The organism is Candidatus Thiodiazotropha sp. LNASS1, from assembly GCF_964212655.1.
Lineage (GTDB): Bacteria > Pseudomonadota > Gammaproteobacteria > Chromatiales > Chromatiaceae > Thiodiazotropha.
This window is the reverse complement of sequence record NZ_OZ156465.1, coordinates 3,614,873-3,634,045: the sequence shown is the minus strand read 5'-3', so window position 1 is coordinate 3,634,045 and position 19,173 is coordinate 3,614,873. Positions and strand designations below refer to the sequence as shown.

Below are 19,173 nucleotides of genomic sequence, written 5' to 3'. Positions count from 1 at the left end.
GAGTAATATCTGCTCCCGGCAGCCTAAGCTGCCTCAAAACTCTGGTTCCGAAATTGTTTGCGCTGTTGGCTGGCATGGAACATGAAGTCACGCCATTGCAATTGATGAAACCGGATAAGCGCAGTAAATAATGAGGTAACAAGATGAAGAAAACGACCTGTCTTGCAGGCATATGCCTGGCTGGATCCCTTCTCACCGGCTGTAGTGACAATAACGATTTCAAACCTGTTGCAGATATGGACGGCATGGATATCTATGCCAATGCTTGCTCCAATTGCCATGGTGTAAACGGCAGCGGAAAATTTGGCTTTTTGTTGAAACTGACCGGCACCGACAGCAACACGGAAGAGATCATCGACAAGATCCGCAATGGCGGCCACATCATGCCGGCATTTCCGAATATCGATGCTCAGCATGCCGGGCTTGTTGCCGCCTATATCAAGACGTTGTAGCACCCCACCTGGGCATCAAACGATGGTCAATATCCAGTTGATCGAGAATCCGGCCGACCATGAAGTCGATGATCTCCTGAAGTGATGCAGGGTTGTGATAGAAGCCGGGGTTGGCCGGCATGATCACGGCCCCCATGCGACTCAGCTTCAGCATATTCTCCAGGTGAATCTCTGAGAAAGGCGTCTCCCGCACGACCAGAATAAGCTTACGGCGCTCCTTCAGCACTACATCAGCCGCACGTTCGATGAGATCGTTACTCGCACCACAAGCAATGGCCGACAAGGTACCGGTGGTACAGGGACAGACCACCATGGCGCCGGGCGGATTGGATCCGCTCGCCACGGGTGCCATCCATTGTTGTCTACCGAATACCCGTAATTGATCCGCTCTTGCATTAAATCTCTCTATCAACAGTTTTTCCATCTCTGCAGGCTGCCCGGGCAGTTCCAGATCGCTCTCCATTTTCAACACGATCTGACCGGCCTGGCTGATCATCAGATAAATATCCCTGTCTGCCGCGATCAGCGATTCGAGAAGACGCAAAGCATAGGCGCTGCCGGATGCGCCGGTGATCGCCACAGCGATGGGGGCTTGGCTCTTTTCCATACGGTTATTCCCCTGATCAGTGGATAACAAGTTGCGAAAAAGTTAGCCGCACATGAACGCCAATCACCGCAAATAAACGCAAATGTTCTCTTTGAGGGTAGTGTCGGCTAGCGATTTGCAAACCGGGTATCGAACGATCTGAAACCCTACATAGGCTATCTCCCTCTATGGCTGATTGGGTAATTGATTGTCCGGCAGCTATGTACATTGTCATACCCTTTGTGAAAATTTGCGGGGATTGGCGTTCATTTGCGGTAAATAAATGGTCCTGTTTCGACAGGTTTGGTGTTGAGTCAATCAAGCTACTCGTGACGCAAGCGTTATTGTATGTAATGACTGTTTTTCAGGGCATCCAGCAGACGCTGATGTATCGCCTCAAAGCCGCCGTTGCTCATCACCAGTATATGGTCTCCCGGTCGAGCCGTTTCCACAGCCAGGGAGACCATTGATGCGGTATCGCTAAAGAGTTCGGCCCTATCCCCCAGGGAAGCCAGTGCGGCAGCGGCATCCCACTGCAGATCGTCCGGCATGAACATCATCACCTGATCGGCGGCCCGCAGCGCATCTGCCAGGCGGTCGGCATGCACACCCCGCTTCATGGTATTCGATCTGGGTTCCAATAGGGCGATGATTCGTGCATCGCCAACCTGTTTGCGTAAACCATCGAGGGTGGTCTCTATGGCTGTTGGATGATGGGCGAAATCGTCATACACACGCACCCCGTTCACCTCTCCACACAATTCCATGCGTCGTTTGACGTTCTTATAGCCGCTGAAGGCCTCGATGGCGGCCCCTGGCCGCACCCCGGCATGGCGGGCAGCGGCAAGCGCCGCCAGGGCGTTGGCGACATTGTGATTCCCGATCAGTTCCCAACTGATCCGTCCCTGCATCTCACCCTCGCAGACAACATCGAAACTGTGACCATCGGCGGTGGTATGTTCGGCATGCCATCCCGCTTCGATCTCTGGATCGAAAAACTCCAGGGGCGTCCACACCCCCATATCCAATACGTCACTGATATTACCATCGTTCAACGGACTGATGATCAATCCTTCGGCGGGAACGGTCCTGACCAGATGGTGAAACTGGCGCTGTATCATCGCCAGATCATCGAATATATCGGCATGATCGAATTCAAGGTTATTCATGATCAATGTGCGTGGCCGATAGTGGACGAATTTGGACCGCTTGTCGAAAAAAGCGGTATCGTACTCGTCCGCCTCGACCACGAAGAACGGAGAGTCACCCAAGCGTGCGGATAGACCGAAGTTCTCCGGAACACCGCCGATCAGAAATCCCGGTTGCAGGCCAGCCTGCTCGAGGATCCAGGCAAGCAGACTGGCGGTACTGGTCTTGCCGTGGGTTCCCGCCACCGCCAACACCCAACGCCCCTGTAAAACATGCTCCGCCAGCCACTGTGGTCCGGAGGTATAGGGCAATCCCCGATTCAGCATCGCCTCCACCGCTGGATTGCCGCGGGACATGGCATTCCCCACCACGACCATGTCGGGCGCAGGTTGCAGGTGATCCGCCTCGAATCCCTCCATCAGATCTATCCCCGCCCCTTCAAGTTGTGTACTCATGGGAGGATAGACATTGGCATCCGAACCGCTGACCCGATGACCCAGGGCTCGCGCCAGCAGTGCGATTCCACCCATGAAAGTACCGCAGATTCCGAGGATATGTATGTGCATCAGACAGCAACCGGAAACAGATGACTCATGATACTCCAGGCCATGAGGGTATAGAGCAGTGCAAAGCCAATACCCAGGTTCAGGCTGATCTCGAATGCATGACGAAGAATGTGGCCAAGTACCACGATGCTCCAGACGAACAGTACCAGCAACAAAAGTTCCGACTCGCTCGATTCACTGCGATGCCTCCATGCTACCAAGGGTAGCGCGAGAAGGCTCAACAGCAGACCGCTGAGCAGCGTCGCGCTGGCTGTCTGAATGAAACGCGGCAACCGGCTTCTCATGCTCAGGGCCGCGGTGAGTACACCCAGCATCAGCGCCAGACCGAACAGGTTCTCCAAAACGGCGCGAAACAGTCCCAACCGCCCATCCAAAACCATCGCCGTACCGACCAGCAGGTTCAATAGTATCAATAACCAGAGTAGATGGATCGAGGCAGGTAAATCCTGGGGTGCACTGCGTAACAGGCAGAGATCGACCGCACTTTTCAACAGGGCCATCAAGCTTGCAACCTCGCTTCACTGATCAATTGGCGGTCAGACTCACCACTCTTTTTCTCGAGGCTCTCTCCCTCATCAAGGGGGTGACAACCTGACGAGGAACAGGTCGCAAATGGACGCCAATCAATGCAAACTATCGCGAATGGCATGACAATGAGCATGGCTACCATCCTATTCCCATTGCGCACAGTTTGTGTGTTTTTATATTCAAACCTCGTTACCGAGTGTGCGGTCGACCGCCAGCGGATTCCATGCCTGACACACCGGCATCACCTCCAAGGCATTTACGTTCACGTGAGGCGGAAGCGAAGTCACCCAATAGACGATCTCGGCGATGTCCTCGGCACAAAGAGGATGGGTTTCGGTATAGACATCCCCGGCCTTCTGCGCATCACCCTTCATACGCACCAGGGAGAATTCAGTTTCCGCCAAACCGGGTTCGATGTTGCTGACACGCACGGGGGTACCCAGCAGATCGGCACGCAAACCCCGTGAGAACTGCTGAACGAAGGCCTTGCTGGCACCGTAGGCATTGCCGCCCGGATAGGGCCAGCTGCCCGCCACCGAACCGATATTCACAATATGACCACGTCTCCTCGCCACCATTCCCGGCAGAATCTGGCGGGTCATACCCATCAAGCCTTTGATATTGGTGTCGACCATGGTCTCCCAATCATCGAGATTGGATTCATGGGCCGGTTCCAGACCCAGAGCGAGTCCGGCATTGTTCACCAAAACATCGATTTCCCTGAAATCATCCGGGAGTTGATCGACGAATGCCTCTACGCCTTTTCGATCAGTCACATCCAACTGCTGTACATGGACACGACATGACGATGGGAGTGACGATACCAATGTCTCCAACCGCTGCAGGCGCCTGGCACATAACACCAGGTCACTACCGGCGGCGGCGAATCGACGTGCACAAGCCTCACCAAATCCGGAGGATGCGCCGGTTATCAAGATACATTTCTTCATCATATTTTTAATGTAAATTATCTAAAAAAACGGGCTGTGTCAGGGCCTATACTTAGCCCTGAAACCATCCTTAAACACAACCATGCACAATCGAAACAACCTTCCAACGATAATCCACCATACTGTCGGAGTACATCTTATTCTACTGTTTTGCCTGATCGGCTGCGATACATCCACGTCGACACATCCAGTAGCCTCTTCTGACTGGAGCGCGGAAGAGATGGTGATCCATCAACTGCATGAATTGTTACGTTATGAGGAGCTGGAATATCAACAGCGGCTTGATGAGTTGGACGCGCTTTCACTCCCGAGACCTGCCGCAGCGATCCCCGAGTATTGAATATCGGCAGGGAAATCCTGCGATAATCGCGAGCAGCATCAGAGCAAGTACGGAAAGATTACCGTATTTTGCATAGGGTGTGACACCCTCCAGGGGCAGAATCTCCCCCTTTAATACATCGACCTCCAACAGCGGTGACGCCGCCAGGATGTCACCGCCTGGTCCGATAATGGCTGAGATTCCTGTATTGGTGGAACGCAGCAGATAGCGTCCGGTCTCCAACGCCCGCATCCTCGCGATCTGCAGATGCTGATAGGGCGCCAGTGACTTGCCGAACCAGGCATCATTGCTGGCATTGATCAGAAATGCCGCTTCCGGCAGGGCCTCGATCATCTCGCTGCCGAAGGCGTCTTCATAACAGATCGAAAGTCCCGCGAGATAATCACCGACCCGCATTATCGGCTTGGCTTCCTCCCTTGTGCTGAAATCCGACATCGGAATGGTGAACAGATCGATCAGCGGCCAGAGTATGCCCTTCAACGGCAGATACTCGGTGAAGGGCACCAGATGGCTTTTATAGTAGTGATCGCGCTCCTCATTACCCAGGGCCACCATGGCATTGAAATAATGCTTCCGCTCCTGATCCATCTGCACGACTCCGAATACCAGGTGCGTCTGGTGTTTTTTAACCGTGTTTTCAAGGGGGCGGATAAAGGCGTCATCCACCTGGAACTGAAACGCCGAGACCGCCGTCTCGGGCCAGACGATAAGATCACGATCAAAGTTCTCCTTGGTCTTGTTGGCGTACAACACCAAGCTGGGCAGCAACTGTTCAGGCAGCCATTTTTCCGCTTGCGGTATATTCCCCTGAATCAGGGCAACCCTGATCGGCGCTCCTATCGGCTGACTCCAGTCGATCCTTGTCCCCATCCAGCCCGCCACCCAGATCAACACCGCCGCGCTCAGATAACCGAGCCGATAGCGCGTGGGGGTTGTCAGGGAGAGCAACAGGCCCGTTGTAACAAGCACCATCCAGCTGATCCCCAACACACCCAGCAGCGGTCCATATCCCGCCAGTGGGGAATCGATTTGCGAATAGCCTATCTGCAACCAGGGAAAGCCGGTCAGAAACCAACCCCGCAGCCACTCCAGCAACACCCACAGAGCGGGATAGAGCAGTATCAGCGATTGACTCCGGGTAGTCCGGAAGCGCCCCGCCAACCAACCCAGGCAGGCATAATAGAGCGCCATCAGGACAATGAATACAAGGGTCACAACAAGGGGGAAAAGCCAGCCGAGATCCCCAAACTGGGCGATACTGACATGCAGCCATGATACACCACTGCCCATCAGACCCAGTCCATACACAAAGCCTGTCTTGACACAGAGATGAGGTCGCTCCAGCCACAACACGAAAAGCACGGCGGGCCCGGCCAGCGCCATAATCCAGACATTGAACGGCGCGTATGCCAGCGTCGTGATACCACCTGCCGCCAGGGCCAGAAGATTCGGATAACGCAGGAAAACCGGTAGGGTTTGCTTTAAGCTTATCGGCAAGATCAGATCCGTATGTTATGCCGGTTTGGGAACAGGCGTGGCAAAGTCAAGATTCACGGTTCATCGCACCTCATCTTTGTAGGGATCAGTGAAGTGCAAGCTGTGCAGGATGTCACGCTCCAGTTGCTCCATCCGCTCAGCTTCAGCAGCGTTCTGGTGGTCATACCCCAGCAGATGCAGTACCCCGTGAACCACCATGTGGGCCCAGTGAGCGTGTGGATCCTTTCCCTGTTCAACCGCTTCCCGCGCCACGACCTGAACACAGATCACCAGATCTCCCAGCAGCGGCAGGGGTACTTCGACGGGGGCCTCAAACGGAAAAGAGAGTACATTGGTGGATTTATCCTGACCCCTGAAATCACGGTTGAGTCGGCGGCTCTCCTCTTCATCCACCAGGCGAATCACCATTTCCATGGGATCGTGATCCTGTGGCAACGCCGCCTCCACCCACCGCCTGAACTCATCCTCCGTGGGCAGGTCACCGGATGCCACCGCGACCTGTTGTATCTCCACCATCAGCTTGTCCATCGAATCAACCCTTGCGGTCAAACTCATCGTAAGCGCGTACAACCCGTTGAACCACCGGATGCCTCACAACGTCCCTGGCATTGAAGAAGGTAAAACTGATCCCCTCCACATGGGCCAGCACTTCCGTGACCTGGCGCAACCCGGACTGTTGACCACGGGGCAGATCGATCTGTGTCACATCACCCGTGATCACCGCGGTTGAACCAAAACCGATACGGGTAAGAAACATCTTCATCTGTTCCGGCGTGGTGTTCTGCGCCTCGTCCAGAATAACGAACGACTCATTCAAGGTACGGCCTCGCATATAGGCCAGGGGGGCGATCTCTATGACATTGCGTTCCACCAGCTTCGCCACTTTTTCGAAACCGAGCATCTCGTAGAGGGCGTCGTAGAGGGGTCTCAGATAGGGATCTATCTTCTGCGCCAGATCACCGGGCAGGAAGCCGAGCCGCTCTCCCGCCTCCACGGCGGGCCTGACCAACAGGATGCGTCTAACCTGATCACGTTCCAGCGCGTCCACCGCACTGGCGACGGCGAGATAGGTCTTGCCGGTACCCGCCGGTCCGACGCCGAAATTGATATCATGGGTCAATACCTTGTGCAGGTACTCTTTCTGATTCGCCCCGCGCGGCCGAACCAATCCGCGCCTTGTCTTGATCACAGTCTCAGGCAGATCGTTCGTCGACTTCTGCTCCAACAGCTCATCCACACCCGCCTCCTGCAGATAGAGGTGGACCCGTTGCGAATCGAGTATTTCGCTCGTCGTGGCGCGGTAGAGATCCAATATCACCCGTTCGCCCGCCTGAATCGAGGGGCGCTCCCCGATCAGGCGGAAGCGATTTCCACGATTGTTGATCTCGATGCCAAGGCGGCCCTCTATATGGCGCAGATGCTCATCAAGCTGACCGCACAGATTGGCCAGCCTTTCGTTGTCGGCGGGTTCGAGGAGCAGATCCAGGGATTCGGGATGTTCAGCCAAGCGTGAGTCCTAGGCGTTTGCCGCTCTATCGTTCGCGGGTTGCAACCACTCGCCCCTTAAGGAATTCGGTAGCGCTTCGGTAATCCGCACCTCGACAAATTGACCGATCAATTCAATGGGGCCATCGAAATTCACCACCCGGTTGTTCTCGGTGCGTCCTGCCAGTTGAGCCGGGTTCTTCTTCGCCGGCCGTTCCACCAGTATGCGCTGTACAGTACCGACCATCCGGCGACTGATACCTTGAGCCTGGCTATTGACCAACTGCTGCAAACGCTCCAGCCGCTGCTGTTTGACCGCCAACGGTACATCGTCCTGCAGGTCGGCTGCCGGGGTACCGGGGCGGCGACTGAAGATGAAGCTGTAGGAGTGGTCAAAGCCAACCTCTTCGATCAGTTGCAGGGTTGCCTCGAAGTCCTCCTCAGTCTCGCCGGGGAAGCCGACGATAAAATCGGATGAGATGGTGATATCGGGCCGAACCTCCCGCAAACGGCGTATCTTGGCCTTGTATTCAATGGCCATGTGGCCCCGTTTCATCATCGCCAGCACACGATCGGAACCCGACTGCACCGGCAGGTGGAGAAAGCTGACCAGCTCCGGCACCTGGCCGTAGACTTCGATCAGCGAGTCCGAAAACTCCACCGGGTGAGAGGTGGTGAAACGAATCCGTTCAATCCCTTTCACCGCCGCCACGTATTCGATCAACAAAGCCAGGTCGGCCTCCTCGCCGTCGGTCATTTCGCCCCGGTAGGCATTGACGTTCTGCCCCAGCAGATTGATCTCGCGCACTCCCTGGGCCGCCAGTCCCGCCACCTCGGCGATGACGTCGTCGAAGGGTCGGCTGATCTCTTCGCCGCGGGTAAAGGGGACCACGCAATAGGTGCAATATTTTGAACACCCCTCCATCACCGAAACATAGGCGGTGGGCCCTTCGGCGCAGGGGTCAGGAAGCCGGTCGAACTTCTCGATCTCGGGGAAGGAGACGTCCACAACCGGGGCCTGTTGGGCACGGGCCTGACGGATCATCTGCGGCAGCCGGTGCAGGGTCTGGGGCCCGAATACCAGATCCACATAGGGCGCCCGCTCACGGATCGCCTCCCCCTCCTGGCTCGCCACACAGCCGCCGACTCCGATGATCAGTTGCGGATTTTTCTCCTTCCAGGGGCGCCAACGGCCGAGCTGGGAGAAGACCTTCTCCTGCGCCTTTTCGCGAATCGAGCAGGTGTTGAGCAGCAACACGTCAGCCGCCTCAGGCTCCTCTGTCAATTCCAGCCCTTCGGCCACACGCAGCCCGTCCGCCATACGCGAAGAGTCGTATTCGTTCATCTGGCAGCCAAAGGTTTTAATATAGAGTTTTCTGGTCATTATGTTCGTGTGTCAGGGAGACAAGCACCCATTTTAGCTGTTCGCCTACCTTCAGCTCAACGTCAACATGGGAAAAGCACTACCGAAACCATGAAGTCAATAGGAATCAGGCATCCAACACAGGTCAATGGGAAAGCAATCGGATACCCTCGCCAATACTGTTCCTCTTCAAATATTTTTTAAAATTACAAAAAAACGCCCTGGTCAACCAAGGCGTAGAGAGTAATTACTCTTGGGGAGATATTTATTCGCGGATGAGTTCAATCTCGGTCTTTTTTCTCGCGAACTGCACAGCGGGTCCATTACCCGAGACTTCATAGATCTCCTTCAAAGCCTCTCCCCAGTGCTGTGGATTGGAGGTCATAGAACCGGCGGTAGGGAGATCCCGGGCGTGACCGCCATTACTGACAGTCGGTTCGCTATCCTTTTCAGCCAGAAAATCCACATAGTGATTACTGAAGGTCTTGTACATCAGCTTCGCCTCCAGCTTGATATTGCCCCTGGAATTGGCCGGCACGGTGAAGGTGTATTCCCTGTCGGCCCAGTTCTGACCGTCAGCGTACTCGTCCGCCGGTATAATGAAGGCGCCCTGCGCCATGTAGGCCGCCTTGTCGTATCCCTCCGGTGGTATCCGGTTGTCTTTCACAACCTTGTTCAGGAGGACGAAGTGGAACTCCTTTTCGTGCTCGGTAACCAGGCCGTCGCTGTCCTCGTCAAGCAGATCTCCATAGCCTTCGGCCAGAGCGTGCATCTCAAAGATATCATCGTGATCGGCTACCAGCACCTCGCCGCTAACCGGATCGACCGCACCATCTTCGAGGATAGTGCCACTCTTGGTCCAGATCCTGACATGCAGCCACATCTGACGCCCTTCACCGTAACCGGTGGGTAGCTTATGCCCGGTCAGGTTGGTGATTCTGAACTTGACGCTGCCCGTATCTCCAGGGCGAAGACTCTCAGGTTGGTTGACCACACTGATCCTGGCAGTGGCACCATCGACGAAATCGAGGTTATCCAACACCCGGGCATCCAGCGCGGCCTGCCGCGAGGAAGTGACGTTATATCCGAGATTGGTCCAGGTCTGATCGATGGGACCCCATAGCCGTTCGAGATGAGTGAGCATCCAGGTCTGGGCACCGGGGAAACGCATCGGACGATGGCAATCCTGGCAACGACCCTCTGCCTTATCAGGAAAAGCACTGTTGTACCACTCGGTATAGGTGCGTTCGATGGGATGGGGAACATTGACCGGTGTACCATCACCGTCGGGATCGGTCAGGGTCATCAGAAAGGGATTGGTCACCTCATGGCAGGTACCGCAGAGTTCACTCTCTCTCTGGAAGGGATCCAAGACCCGCGGACCACCCGGCTGCATGCCACCCTCCCACTCCGGATTAACAGTAAAAAACTCATACGGTGTCACGAACATGCCACCGTTACCTGCCGCCTTGATGCCGCCGGCATCTTTCTGGTTGTCGATCACGCGATGACAGAAATCGCAGGTGATGCCATCCATATGTCCTTCCGAATCCTTGTTGTGCAACGGGTCCGGGGCCTGGGCGCTGGTCGGTGAAAACTCCTGCAGGCTCGCGCCCCAGAAGTCGCCACGCAGATGGGGCTCCGCGACATTCGGCGGCTCGGAAAAACCCTCCAACCAACCCACAGGCGAGTGGCAGCGAAGGCAGAAATCACCCACAACGGCCTGTTCCTCTTCAGTCTTGTCCAAGAGATCCAGGGCGGTGGATAGGCCCAGGTCGGTCAATGGAGGAGTATCGCCCCCCTGGCTAACATGTTCCAGCAGATTGATGTAGTCCCGGTTGGCCACGTTGAGCGCAGCAAAGAATGAGGGGTCTCTGGTGGCATGCGCCATGATGCTGCCTGCCCAATCGTCGTGAAAGACGCTTGGAAAACGGGCTGGGTTTCTGAAACCATCTATAATCGGATCCAACACTTGGCCGTTGGCATTGACGCCGGGTACAGATCCTCGCGGTTGAGTGGAGTCGCTCTCTGTAATGCTTGTAGCAAACGACAAGCCAGCATATAGAATGAGTGCCGCAAATGCTGCACCCAGATGTTTTTGTGCAATCATAGCTAATCCTCCATAATCAGTTCGCATATCCTTAGCCCACAATTTGCAGAGCCAAGACAGTTTAACTCTCTCGAATTTAAGTATTGTGTGGAGAATCAAAAACAGTTAGGTAGGTGGACTACTACCTGAGATGTGGGTAGATAACTTGAATTTGAGATAGGGTCCTACCATACATAAGACAAAATTATGAGCGCCCCTATTCAGATAAAAAATAACTAAGGTGCAAGAAACTTTTGGTTTAACAACCCTTCTTTACCTCAGCAACAGCCACGCAGTCCAGGGTACTTCACAGTTTCATGACAGCGTGTCTGTTACAGCCACACTACAGCAGCAATAGAGATATAGTTTCTGCGTGTACCGCTGCCTGACGGGAAAGTTTTAATCTATGTGCGATCACAATCGACCACAGCTCACTCAGCGCAAGTTCAAAATTGTCGTTGAAGATTAGGTAGTCAAACTCGGCGTAGTGGGACATCTCGCTAATTGCCTCGCGCATGCGTCCTTGGATCACCTCATGACTATCCTGGCCACGGTTGCTCAATCGCTCGTAGAGCACCCCCGGGCTGGGTGGAAGAATGAATATCGAGACCGCATCGGGAAATCGCCGGCGCACCTGCTCTGCCCCCTGCCAGTCAATCTCCAGGACGATATCCTCGCCGGCCTCAAGCTGACTACGGACAGAGGCCTCATCCGTGCCATAGTAGTTGCCAAAGACCTCCGCATGCTCGAGGAAATCGCCCCGTTTCACCTTGACCAGAAAGCTCTCCTGATCAATAAAAAAGTAATCTACTCCGTCCTCCTCACCTGGACGCATCGGGCGCGTAGTATGAGAAACGGAAATTCTTATTTTGTTGTCCTTTTGGTATAAGGCCTTCAGCAGGCTAGTCTTACCCGCTCCAGAGGGTGCGGAAAGGATATACAGAGTACCCTGAGCCGTCATCGATACTGTTCCCATATGGTTTTCATCCGATCTTTATTGGTATCTCAATGTCGGGTTTATTCAATATTCTGGATCTGCTCACGCATCTGTTCGATCAACACCTTCATCTCCACCGCGGCGCGGGTCACGTCGACGCTGGTTGACTTGGATGTCAGCGTATTGGCCTCACGGTTGAGTTCCTGCATCAGAAAGTCGAGTCTTCGCCCGATGGGTTCATCCGCCGCCAACACCCGCTCCACTTCATCGAGGTGGGTTTCAAGGCGATCCATTTCCTCATCCACGTCGAGGCGTTGCGCCAGGATTACCATCTCCTGCTCCAAGCGGGTCTCATCCATCTCATCCAATACCTCTGAAAGGCGTTCACTGATCCGGTTTCGAAAACCATCCAGCACCTCCGGCATCAGGTCGCGCACTTGCTCAACCTGCAACTTCAGGCTACGGCAGCGCTGCCGGATAATCTCACCAAGGCGTTCCCCTTCCCGCAGGCGATTATCGATCAGGCTGTCGATGGTGGTCTCCAACAACGCCATTGCCTGCTGTTTAACCGGGGTCAAATCCTGTTCGTTCTCTTCAAGCACACCAGGCCAGCGCAGCAGGTCTCCACTGCGAAGACTCTCATTCAGACCGGTTATATCGGCTATTTGCCGTTCCGCATTCACGAGCTGATGGACCATGCGCTGGTTGACACTCAATCCCGCTTCCGCCACCCCGCCCGGTTTGAATTTCAGGCTGATATCAAGCTTGCCCCGCCCGAGCCTGGCATTGATGTGCTCCCGTATCATCGGTTCAAGCACCCTCAACTCCTCGGGCAAGCGTAAAAACATCTCGAGATAGCGATGATTCACTGAGCGGATTTCCCAGCTCAGGATACCCAGGTCACCCCGATACTCCTCCCGTGCGAAGGCTGTCATACTGCTGATCATATAGTCCTGCCTGAGGTCTCCTGATTAGTCTGGGGAGGGAATGCAATCACCATCCCGATGGCTCACGTTATTTCATGGCCTATGGCATGATACCTGACAATGGGGCAGCTGACATTGCCACGATTACAGAATCCGTGATCCAAGCCGCTATGCTTGGGTATGGGTGGCCGAGTCAGCGTGGCAATACATCCTCAGTGTCGTCATATCAACCGTTTTTTTGAAGAAAATCACTTTTTTACCGGTCTCTGGATCAAAATTCTCAATATACCGAAGTATTTCTGAAATATGTCCTTATAATCAGTGTGATGCTCATCCTATCTTTGACAGCTAAACATTTTCAACGGGGACTGCATGGATAAGCTCCGAGACAGTCTGACGGAAGGTACTGAAATCGACTGCTACGTGATCATGAAGGTGGTCGCGAGCGGTGGCTTCAGCCTGATCTATCTGGCCGAGGATGAAGATACTCAGGATGAGGTCATCATCAAGGAGTTTTTGCCCAAAAAGCTTGCGAAGAGAGGGGGCAATGGCAAGGTGATCCCCCTGGATGACAAACAGGCCGATAATTTCAATCGCAGCCTGCGACTCTTCTATCAGGAAGCCAAGGTCCTGGCCTCGCTGCGTCATCCCAATATCGTGCAGGTAAGAGGTTTCTTTCTTGCCAACAACACCGGCTATCTGGTGATGGATCATGAGCGCGGCAAGAACCTTGCCAGCTACATCAAAAAGCGTAGCGGCAGTCTCAGCACGCGCTTCCTGATGACCGTATTCCCACCGATACTCGATGCCCTCAACCTGATTCACTCGCGCCACCTGCTTCATCTGGACATCAAGCCGAGCAATATCCACCTTCGTACCGGCGGCAATCCGCTGCTACTCGATTTTGGCGCAGTGCATGAAGTGCAGAATGAGGGGAGTCGGACAGGACGTGTGGTCACGACAGGTTTCTCTCCGGTCGAGCAATATTACCAGTCGGGCAATGTCGGACCCTGGAGCGACGTGTATGCCATCGGCGCCAGTATGCGCGCCTGCCTCGACGGCAAAGCACCGCCATCCGCCATCGAACGCCATGCCAAGGAAAAATTGAAACCCGCAGCCAGGATCTACCGTCGCCGCTATCCGGCAAGCATGTTGGAGGCGATCGACTGGGCAATGGAGATCGAGTATGAGAAGCGGCCCCAGAATGCCGGCGAACTGCTGCAGGCACTGCAGGTCGACAAGCTCGATAGCGAAAGCGCCATTTCGAACCTGATCGGTGAGGAGAGGGCGATTTCGTGAAATACGAAACGGCGCAATATACCTTGTTGGGAGACCGTACCATGAATCAGGACCGTTACCTGATCATGGAGGCGCCTGATTCCATCCTGCTGGCCCTGGCGGATGGCATGGGTGGCCACCCTAAGGGAGAGATGGCTGCGCAGATATTAATGGACAATGCACGCAAGGCATTCCTCACCAGCCGCAAACCCATTGCCAATCCACGCTTTTTCCTCTCCGGACTGATGGAGATGAGTCATCGGGAAATCCTCGAATTCGGCAGCAAGCAGGAGCCGCCGATAGAACCCCGCACCACGGGGGTGCTGTGCCTGGTTCAGGAGGATAACGCCTATTGGGCGCATATCGGTGACAGCCGTCTCTATATTATGCGCGATGGGGTGATCCATCTCCGTACCGACGATCACTCCTATGTGGAACATCTGCGTCAACAGGGGCTCATCTCTTCGGCACAGGTACACACGCATAAATTCCGCAACTATGTAACCCGTTGCCTTGGCGGCACCAACAACCGTCCGGTCGCGGAACTCAGCGGACCGCATGAACTCAAGGAAGGTGACGTGGTATTGCTCTGCAGCGATGGCTTTTGGGGACCGCTGGCAGAGCGCCCGATGGTCGATACCCTGTACAAGGATCAGGCGTCTTTGGTGAAAAAAATTGCCCAACTGGCCAACAACGCCGCAGCCACGAGCCACCCCGAGAGCGACAACGTCACAGTGGTCGCATTGAAATGGCGGGAGAAGGAAGCCAAGCTGGCACCCGCCGATTTCAGCATGTCCATTTCACGCAAGAAAAGGGATCTGCTCAGCACCCCTGCAGAGCAGGTCGATGTGACGAAAGCCATCAAAGACCTGCGCAAGTTTGTCGACGATATCGATATTGAATAGGGCCAATTGGATGCGTGTTAACAGACCCTAGTCGGGAGCACCGCCAGTGTCATTCCCCTTATCGGGCTGTTTGACCAGCCGGTAAGCGAAGAGTATAAGAAACGCACCCGCGGTGGCAGTAAGAATACTGGGGATACTCAGTCCGGCGGTACTGCCCAGTCCGATGAATGAACCGACATAACCGCCCACCATAGCGCCAGCTATCCCCAACAATGTGGTTATTATCAGACCGCCACCATCCTTACCGGGCATCAACCACTTAGCCAACGCACCTGCGATCAGTCCAAGCACTATCCAGGAAATTATACCCATAACTAATCCTCTCCTATCAACTTATTCTCGTCACGGGTTCCTTCATGCATAACCTTGTTTGGCTGACAACACCCACCAATGATTGCACATGGGATACCGCATCAGATTTAACTACAGTGATTTCGCGGAAAAGGTATCACACTGTTTTAAATCGCCACCCTGAAAACCGATCTTGAACCATTTGACCCGCTGCGCAGAACTACCATGGGTGAAAGAGTCCGGGCTGACATAGCCCTGCGACTGTTTCTGCAAGCGATCGTCACCGATAGCGCTCGCCGCATTCAATCCCTCCTCGATATCCCCCGATTCCAGTAATTGGCGTGAACGGTCAGCATTATAGGCCCAGATACCCGCAAAACAGTCTGCCTGCAGCTCCTGGCGGACAGAGAGCTTATTCCCCTCCACCTCGCTCAGTGATCGTTTCGCCTTTTGTACCTTTTGCGAAATCCCCAGCAGGGTCTGCACATGATGCCCGACTTCGTGGGCGATCACATAGGCCTGGGCGAAGTCACCGGGCGCTTTGAAGCGATTTTTCAAATCACTGTAGAAAGAGAGATCGATGTAGACCTTGTGGTCGCCGGGGCAGTAGAACGGCCCCATTGCCGCCTGACCGAAGCCGCAGGCTGTCTTGGTGGCACCTCGAAACAGAACCAGATTCGGTTCCTCATACTTGCTGCCCAACTGACTGAAAAGCTTATGCCAGGTATCCTCGGTATCGGCCAATACCACCGAGACGAAATCGACCAGATTCTTCTCTTCCGCGCTTTGTTTGACCGGACCGGCCTCATGGGTGGAGAGATTCTCCTGTCCCCCACCCCCTCCCAGGATGGATCCAAGATTGCCGCTCATCAAGGCATAAGCGCCAATTGCCAGAACCGCGACCATACCACCCTTGAATCCAAGCAGTTTGAACACCGCGGGCAGCAGATTGAGCAGACCGCCACCGCCACCAAACCCGCCCATCGGGGATGGCGCACGCATACCTCTGCGATCCTCGATATTGTCGCTTTTTCGCTGACCTCTCCAACGCATCTGTCAACTCCCCAATCGTGAGTAGGACCCGTTCGCTCCAGAGCCAACCCCAGACTGCTAAGGCCTCAACCCAGGGTCAGTTCGGTACAATCCCTGACGAAAACATTATCCGTGAACATTACAGACTCGTCGATTCGCCAAATCCCGACAGGCATGTTAAATAGTGTGACCGGGATATGGACTTATGACCTATCGTTGGCTGAGTCTAACCGAAAAAGTGATGCATAACAGTCGAGAATGTTAAATATTTGTCAACTCGCGACCCGGGAAAAATGATGATGACAGACAACAAGATCCTGCTTGGCGGCAATGGCACTCAGCAGATCCTGCTCAATGCAGGCATGGCGAATCGACACGGTCTTATCACGGGAGCCACCGGCACCGGCAAGACAGTCACCCTGCAGGTACTGGCGGAGTCCTTTTCACGCCTGGGTGTGCCGGTATTTACCGCCGACGTCAAGGGTGATCTATCGGGCCTCGCGGGTAGCGGCAAAACACACCCCAAAATCACGGAGAGATTGGAATATATCAAAATCGAGGGCCATCAATTCGAGCCCTGCCCGGTACTCTTCTGGGACGTCTACGGGAAACAGGGACACTCAGTGCGTACCACGGTTTCCGAGATGGGGCCGACCCTGCTGGCGAACCTGCTGGAGTTGAATGAGACCCAGGAGGGTGTGTTGCAGATCGCTTTCAGTCTGGCTGACGACGAGGGGTTGTTGCTGCTTGACCTGAAAGACCTGAGATCGATGCTGAATTGGGTTGCGGACAACAGCAAGACACTGGAACGGGAATACGGCCGTGTCTCCAAGCAGAGTGTCACCGCCATTCTGCGCAGGTTACTGGTCCTGGAAGAGGCCGGCGGCGAGGTCTTTTTCGGCGAACCCGCGATTCAGATTGAGCACCTTATGCAGACTGACTTTTCGGGTAGGGGTGTGGTCAGCATTCTCGATGCCACCACCCTGTACCACTCACCGCGCATCTATGCCACCTTCCTGTTGTGGCTTCTCTCCGAACTGATGGAGGAGCTGCCGGAAAGGGGTGACGCCGATCTGCCGGAGTTGGTCTTCTTTTTCGATGAGGCGCATCTGCTGTTCAGCAGTGCACCCAAGGCACTGCTGGAAAAAATCACCCAGGTTGTCAGGCTGATACGATCCAAAGGTGTGGGGGTATTCTTTATAACCCAATACCCCAACGACGTGCCGGATGAGGTGATAGGTCAATTGGGCAATCGCATCCAGCACGCCTTGCGGGCCTTTACCCCGCGGGACAAAAAGGCCGTCAAGGCTGCCGCTGAAACCTTCCGTGAAAACCCGGCCTTCGACACCGTGGAAGTGATCAGCAATCTGGGGGTGGGCGAAGCCCTGATCTCCACCCTGGACAAAAAAGGCGTACCCAGTGTAGTGGAACGGACACTGATGTCCCCTCCCCGCTCTCAATTCGGACCGATCGGTGAGACTGAGCGAGAAAAGATCATCAAGCGTTCACCCTTCAACACCACCTATAGTGCGGAGATCGACAGGGAATCAGCCTATGAAATGCTGAAGAAACGAGAAGAGGAGTTGATCAAGCGACGGCAGGAGCAGACGAAGAGAGAAGCCGAAGAGAAGGCTCGGAAAAAGGCCGGCAGAAGCAGCGGTGGTTCCCGGCGGCAGAGTGTCGGCGAGGCCTTCGCCAAGTCGGTGGCGCGCGCCATTGGATCGAAACTGGGACGACAGATCGTTCGTGGCATCCTGGGATCAATCATCGGTGGCCGTGGCTGAACATCACCATCACTAAAATGATCTAGCGTAAAAAAAATGTAGGGTGCGGCTTGCCGCACCACTGATCCTCTAGACATACCAGTGCCACGCTGATGCAGGGTTATGGCGCGGCAAGCCGCACTCTACGCTGGTAGTGGCACTCGCCGAATTGTGACAATTTTTCTGAAAGGCTGACAACACTGCCGCTTTCACCGATAATGTCGCCCCCGATATTCACAGCGGTTTGATCGAGTCAGGCCGGAACCCGATAGTAACAATGGAGTCGATTCTCTGATGAGACCATCCGCACGCCAAGCTGACGAACTGCGACCGATCACCATTGCGCGTCAATATACAAAACATGCCGAGGGATCGGTCTTGGTCAGCTTCGGCGACACCCAGGTAATCTGCACCGCCAGCGTCGAAGAACAGATACCGCGGTTTCTCAAGGGTACTGGCCAAGGCTGGATTACCGCTGAATATGGCATGCTGCCCAGGTCAACCACCGATCGCATGGGACGAGAAGCGGCCCGTGGAAAGCAGGGGGGACGCACCCTCGAGATACAGCGTCTGATCGGCCGCTCGCTGCGTGCCGCAGTGGACCTCAAGCGTTTGGGCGAAAGAACCATTACCCTTGATTGCGATGTAATCCAGGCCGATGGCGGGACCCGAACCGCATCCATTACCGGTGCTTGTGTCGCGCTGGTCGACGCCATCAATCACACACGCAGTCTCGGGCTGCTGGATGATGATCCCATGCTGGACATGGTCGCCTCCGTCTCAGTGGGTGTCTACAATGGCGAACCGGTGCTCGACCTTGACTATGCCGAGGACTCGAATGCCGAGACTGATATGAATGTTGTGATGAATGACCAGGGTGGATTCATCGAGGTCCAAGGCACAGCTGAGGGTGTGGCTTACAGCCGTGATGAGTTGAATGCCATGCTGGACCTGGCCCAGCAAGGCATAGCGCAGATAATCCAGATTCAGAAACAGGTTCTCAACGACTGAACAGGGTCAGAACACAAGCTTATGG

The 19,173-nt window shown here is 54.8% G+C and carries 19 protein-coding genes; 6 read left to right on the top strand and 13 right to left on the bottom strand.

The features are described 5' to 3' along the window. Positions 1 to 143 precede the first annotated feature (143 nt). Positions 144 to 452 (top strand): cytochrome c, encoded by a 309-nt coding sequence (locus AB8516_RS16100; RefSeq protein WP_369162165.1) that lies wholly within the window; start codon positions 144 to 146, stop codon positions 450 to 452. On the opposite strand, the gene AB8516_RS16095 is transcribed toward AB8516_RS16100, so the two are convergent. From AB8516_RS16095 to AB8516_RS16080, 4 genes are all read right to left on the bottom strand, one after another. Further along, a complete protein-coding gene (locus AB8516_RS16095) occupies positions 439 to 1,059 on the bottom strand; it encodes a flavin prenyltransferase UbiX (RefSeq protein WP_108290110.1) in 621 nt (206 codons plus the stop codon). The genes AB8516_RS16100 and AB8516_RS16095 overlap by 14 nt on opposite strands. A 320-nt stretch (positions 1,060 to 1,379) precedes the next feature. Beyond that, positions 1,380 to 2,753: a UDP-N-acetylmuramate:L-alanyl-gamma-D-glutamyl-meso-diaminopimelate ligase gene (gene mpl, locus AB8516_RS16090; RefSeq protein ID WP_369162162.1), complete on the bottom strand. Its 1,374-nt coding sequence runs from the start codon at positions 2,751 to 2,753 to the stop codon at positions 1,380 to 1,382. Continuing rightward, positions 2,753 to 3,253, bottom strand: coding sequence for a hypothetical protein (locus AB8516_RS16085; RefSeq protein WP_369162160.1), 501 nt, complete (start codon positions 3,251 to 3,253; stop codon positions 2,753 to 2,755). The genes mpl and AB8516_RS16085 overlap by 1 nt, the downstream gene beginning before the upstream one ends. A gap of 207 nt (positions 3,254 to 3,460) precedes the next feature. Further along, positions 3,461 to 4,234, bottom strand: coding sequence for an SDR family oxidoreductase (locus AB8516_RS16080; RefSeq protein WP_369162158.1), 774 nt, complete (start codon positions 4,232 to 4,234; stop codon positions 3,461 to 3,463). A 79-nt stretch (positions 4,235 to 4,313) separates the two neighbouring features. Between AB8516_RS16080 and AB8516_RS16075 the strand changes: the two genes are divergently transcribed. Then, positions 4,314 to 4,571, top strand: coding sequence for a hypothetical protein (locus AB8516_RS16075; protein WP_369162156.1), 258 nt, complete (start codon positions 4,314 to 4,316; stop codon positions 4,569 to 4,571). Here the strand turns inward: AB8516_RS16075 and lnt are convergent. The 7 genes from lnt to AB8516_RS16040 form a co-directional block, all read right to left on the bottom strand. Then, positions 4,533 to 6,068, bottom strand: a complete 1,536-nt coding sequence (gene lnt, locus AB8516_RS16070) for an apolipoprotein N-acyltransferase (RefSeq protein WP_369162154.1) — start codon at positions 6,066 to 6,068, stop codon at positions 4,533 to 4,535. The two genes, AB8516_RS16075 and lnt, sit on opposite strands and share 39 nt — an antisense overlap. 60 nt (positions 6,069 to 6,128) lie before the next feature. Continuing rightward, entirely contained in the window at positions 6,129 to 6,623 is a 495-nt protein-coding gene (ybeY, locus tag AB8516_RS16065; RefSeq protein ID WP_369162152.1) for an rRNA maturation RNase YbeY, read from the bottom strand. Next, a complete protein-coding gene (locus tag AB8516_RS16060) occupies positions 6,601 to 7,575 on the bottom strand; it encodes a PhoH family protein (RefSeq protein WP_069121300.1) in 975 nt (324 codons plus the stop codon). Before AB8516_RS16060 ends, ybeY begins: the two co-directional genes overlap by 23 nt. 9 nt (positions 7,576 to 7,584) lie before the next feature. After that, positions 7,585 to 8,937, bottom strand: coding sequence for a tRNA (N6-isopentenyl adenosine(37)-C2)-methylthiotransferase MiaB (miaB, locus tag AB8516_RS16055; RefSeq protein WP_369162150.1), 1,353 nt, complete (start codon positions 8,935 to 8,937; stop codon positions 7,585 to 7,587). A 244-nt stretch (positions 8,938 to 9,181) separates the two neighbouring features. Then, positions 9,182 to 11,026, bottom strand: a complete 1,845-nt coding sequence (locus AB8516_RS16050; RefSeq protein WP_369162148.1) for a hypothetical protein — start codon at positions 11,024 to 11,026, stop codon at positions 9,182 to 9,184. A gap of 322 nt (positions 11,027 to 11,348) precedes the next feature. Then, positions 11,349 to 11,966, bottom strand: a complete 618-nt coding sequence (gmk, locus tag AB8516_RS16045; protein ID WP_369163310.1) for a guanylate kinase — start codon at positions 11,964 to 11,966, stop codon at positions 11,349 to 11,351. A 56-nt stretch (positions 11,967 to 12,022) separates the two neighbouring features. Continuing rightward, positions 12,023 to 12,877, bottom strand: a complete 855-nt coding sequence (locus tag AB8516_RS16040; protein WP_369162146.1) for a YicC/YloC family endoribonuclease — start codon at positions 12,875 to 12,877, stop codon at positions 12,023 to 12,025. Between the two features lie 363 nt (positions 12,878 to 13,240). Between AB8516_RS16040 and AB8516_RS16035 the strand changes: the two genes are divergently transcribed. Together AB8516_RS16035 and AB8516_RS16030 are read left to right on the top strand one after the other, a co-directional pair. Further along, positions 13,241 to 14,167, top strand: coding sequence for a serine/threonine protein kinase (locus tag AB8516_RS16035; protein WP_369162144.1), 927 nt, complete (start codon positions 13,241 to 13,243; stop codon positions 14,165 to 14,167). Beyond that, positions 14,164 to 15,051, top strand: coding sequence for a PP2C family serine/threonine-protein phosphatase (locus tag AB8516_RS16030; RefSeq protein WP_369162142.1), 888 nt, complete (start codon positions 14,164 to 14,166; stop codon positions 15,049 to 15,051). The genes AB8516_RS16035 and AB8516_RS16030 overlap by 4 nt, the downstream gene beginning before the upstream one ends. Before the next feature lie 27 nt (positions 15,052 to 15,078). Here the strand turns inward: AB8516_RS16030 and AB8516_RS16025 are convergent, their stop codons facing one another. Beyond that, positions 15,079 to 15,363, bottom strand: coding sequence for a GlsB/YeaQ/YmgE family stress response membrane protein (locus AB8516_RS16025; RefSeq protein ID WP_369162140.1), 285 nt, complete (start codon positions 15,361 to 15,363; stop codon positions 15,079 to 15,081). A gap of 111 nt (positions 15,364 to 15,474) precedes the next feature. Then, a complete protein-coding gene (locus AB8516_RS16020) occupies positions 15,475 to 16,395 on the bottom strand; it encodes a neutral zinc metallopeptidase (protein WP_369162138.1) in 921 nt (306 codons plus the stop codon). A gap of 278 nt (positions 16,396 to 16,673) precedes the next feature. On the opposite strand from AB8516_RS16020, the gene AB8516_RS16015 reads away from it, so the two are divergent. Together AB8516_RS16015 and rph are read left to right on the top strand one after the other, a co-directional pair. Further along, entirely contained in the window at positions 16,674 to 18,158 is a 1,485-nt protein-coding gene (locus tag AB8516_RS16015; protein WP_369163309.1) for a helicase HerA-like domain-containing protein, read from the top strand. Between the two features lie 273 nt (positions 18,159 to 18,431). Then, positions 18,432 to 19,148 carry a ribonuclease PH gene (rph, locus tag AB8516_RS16010; RefSeq protein ID WP_369162136.1) on the top strand — a complete coding sequence of 239 codons (717 nt, stop codon included), beginning with the start codon at positions 18,432 to 18,434 and terminating at the stop codon, positions 19,146 to 19,148. The last annotated feature ends 25 nt before the right edge of the window (positions 19,149 to 19,173 follow it).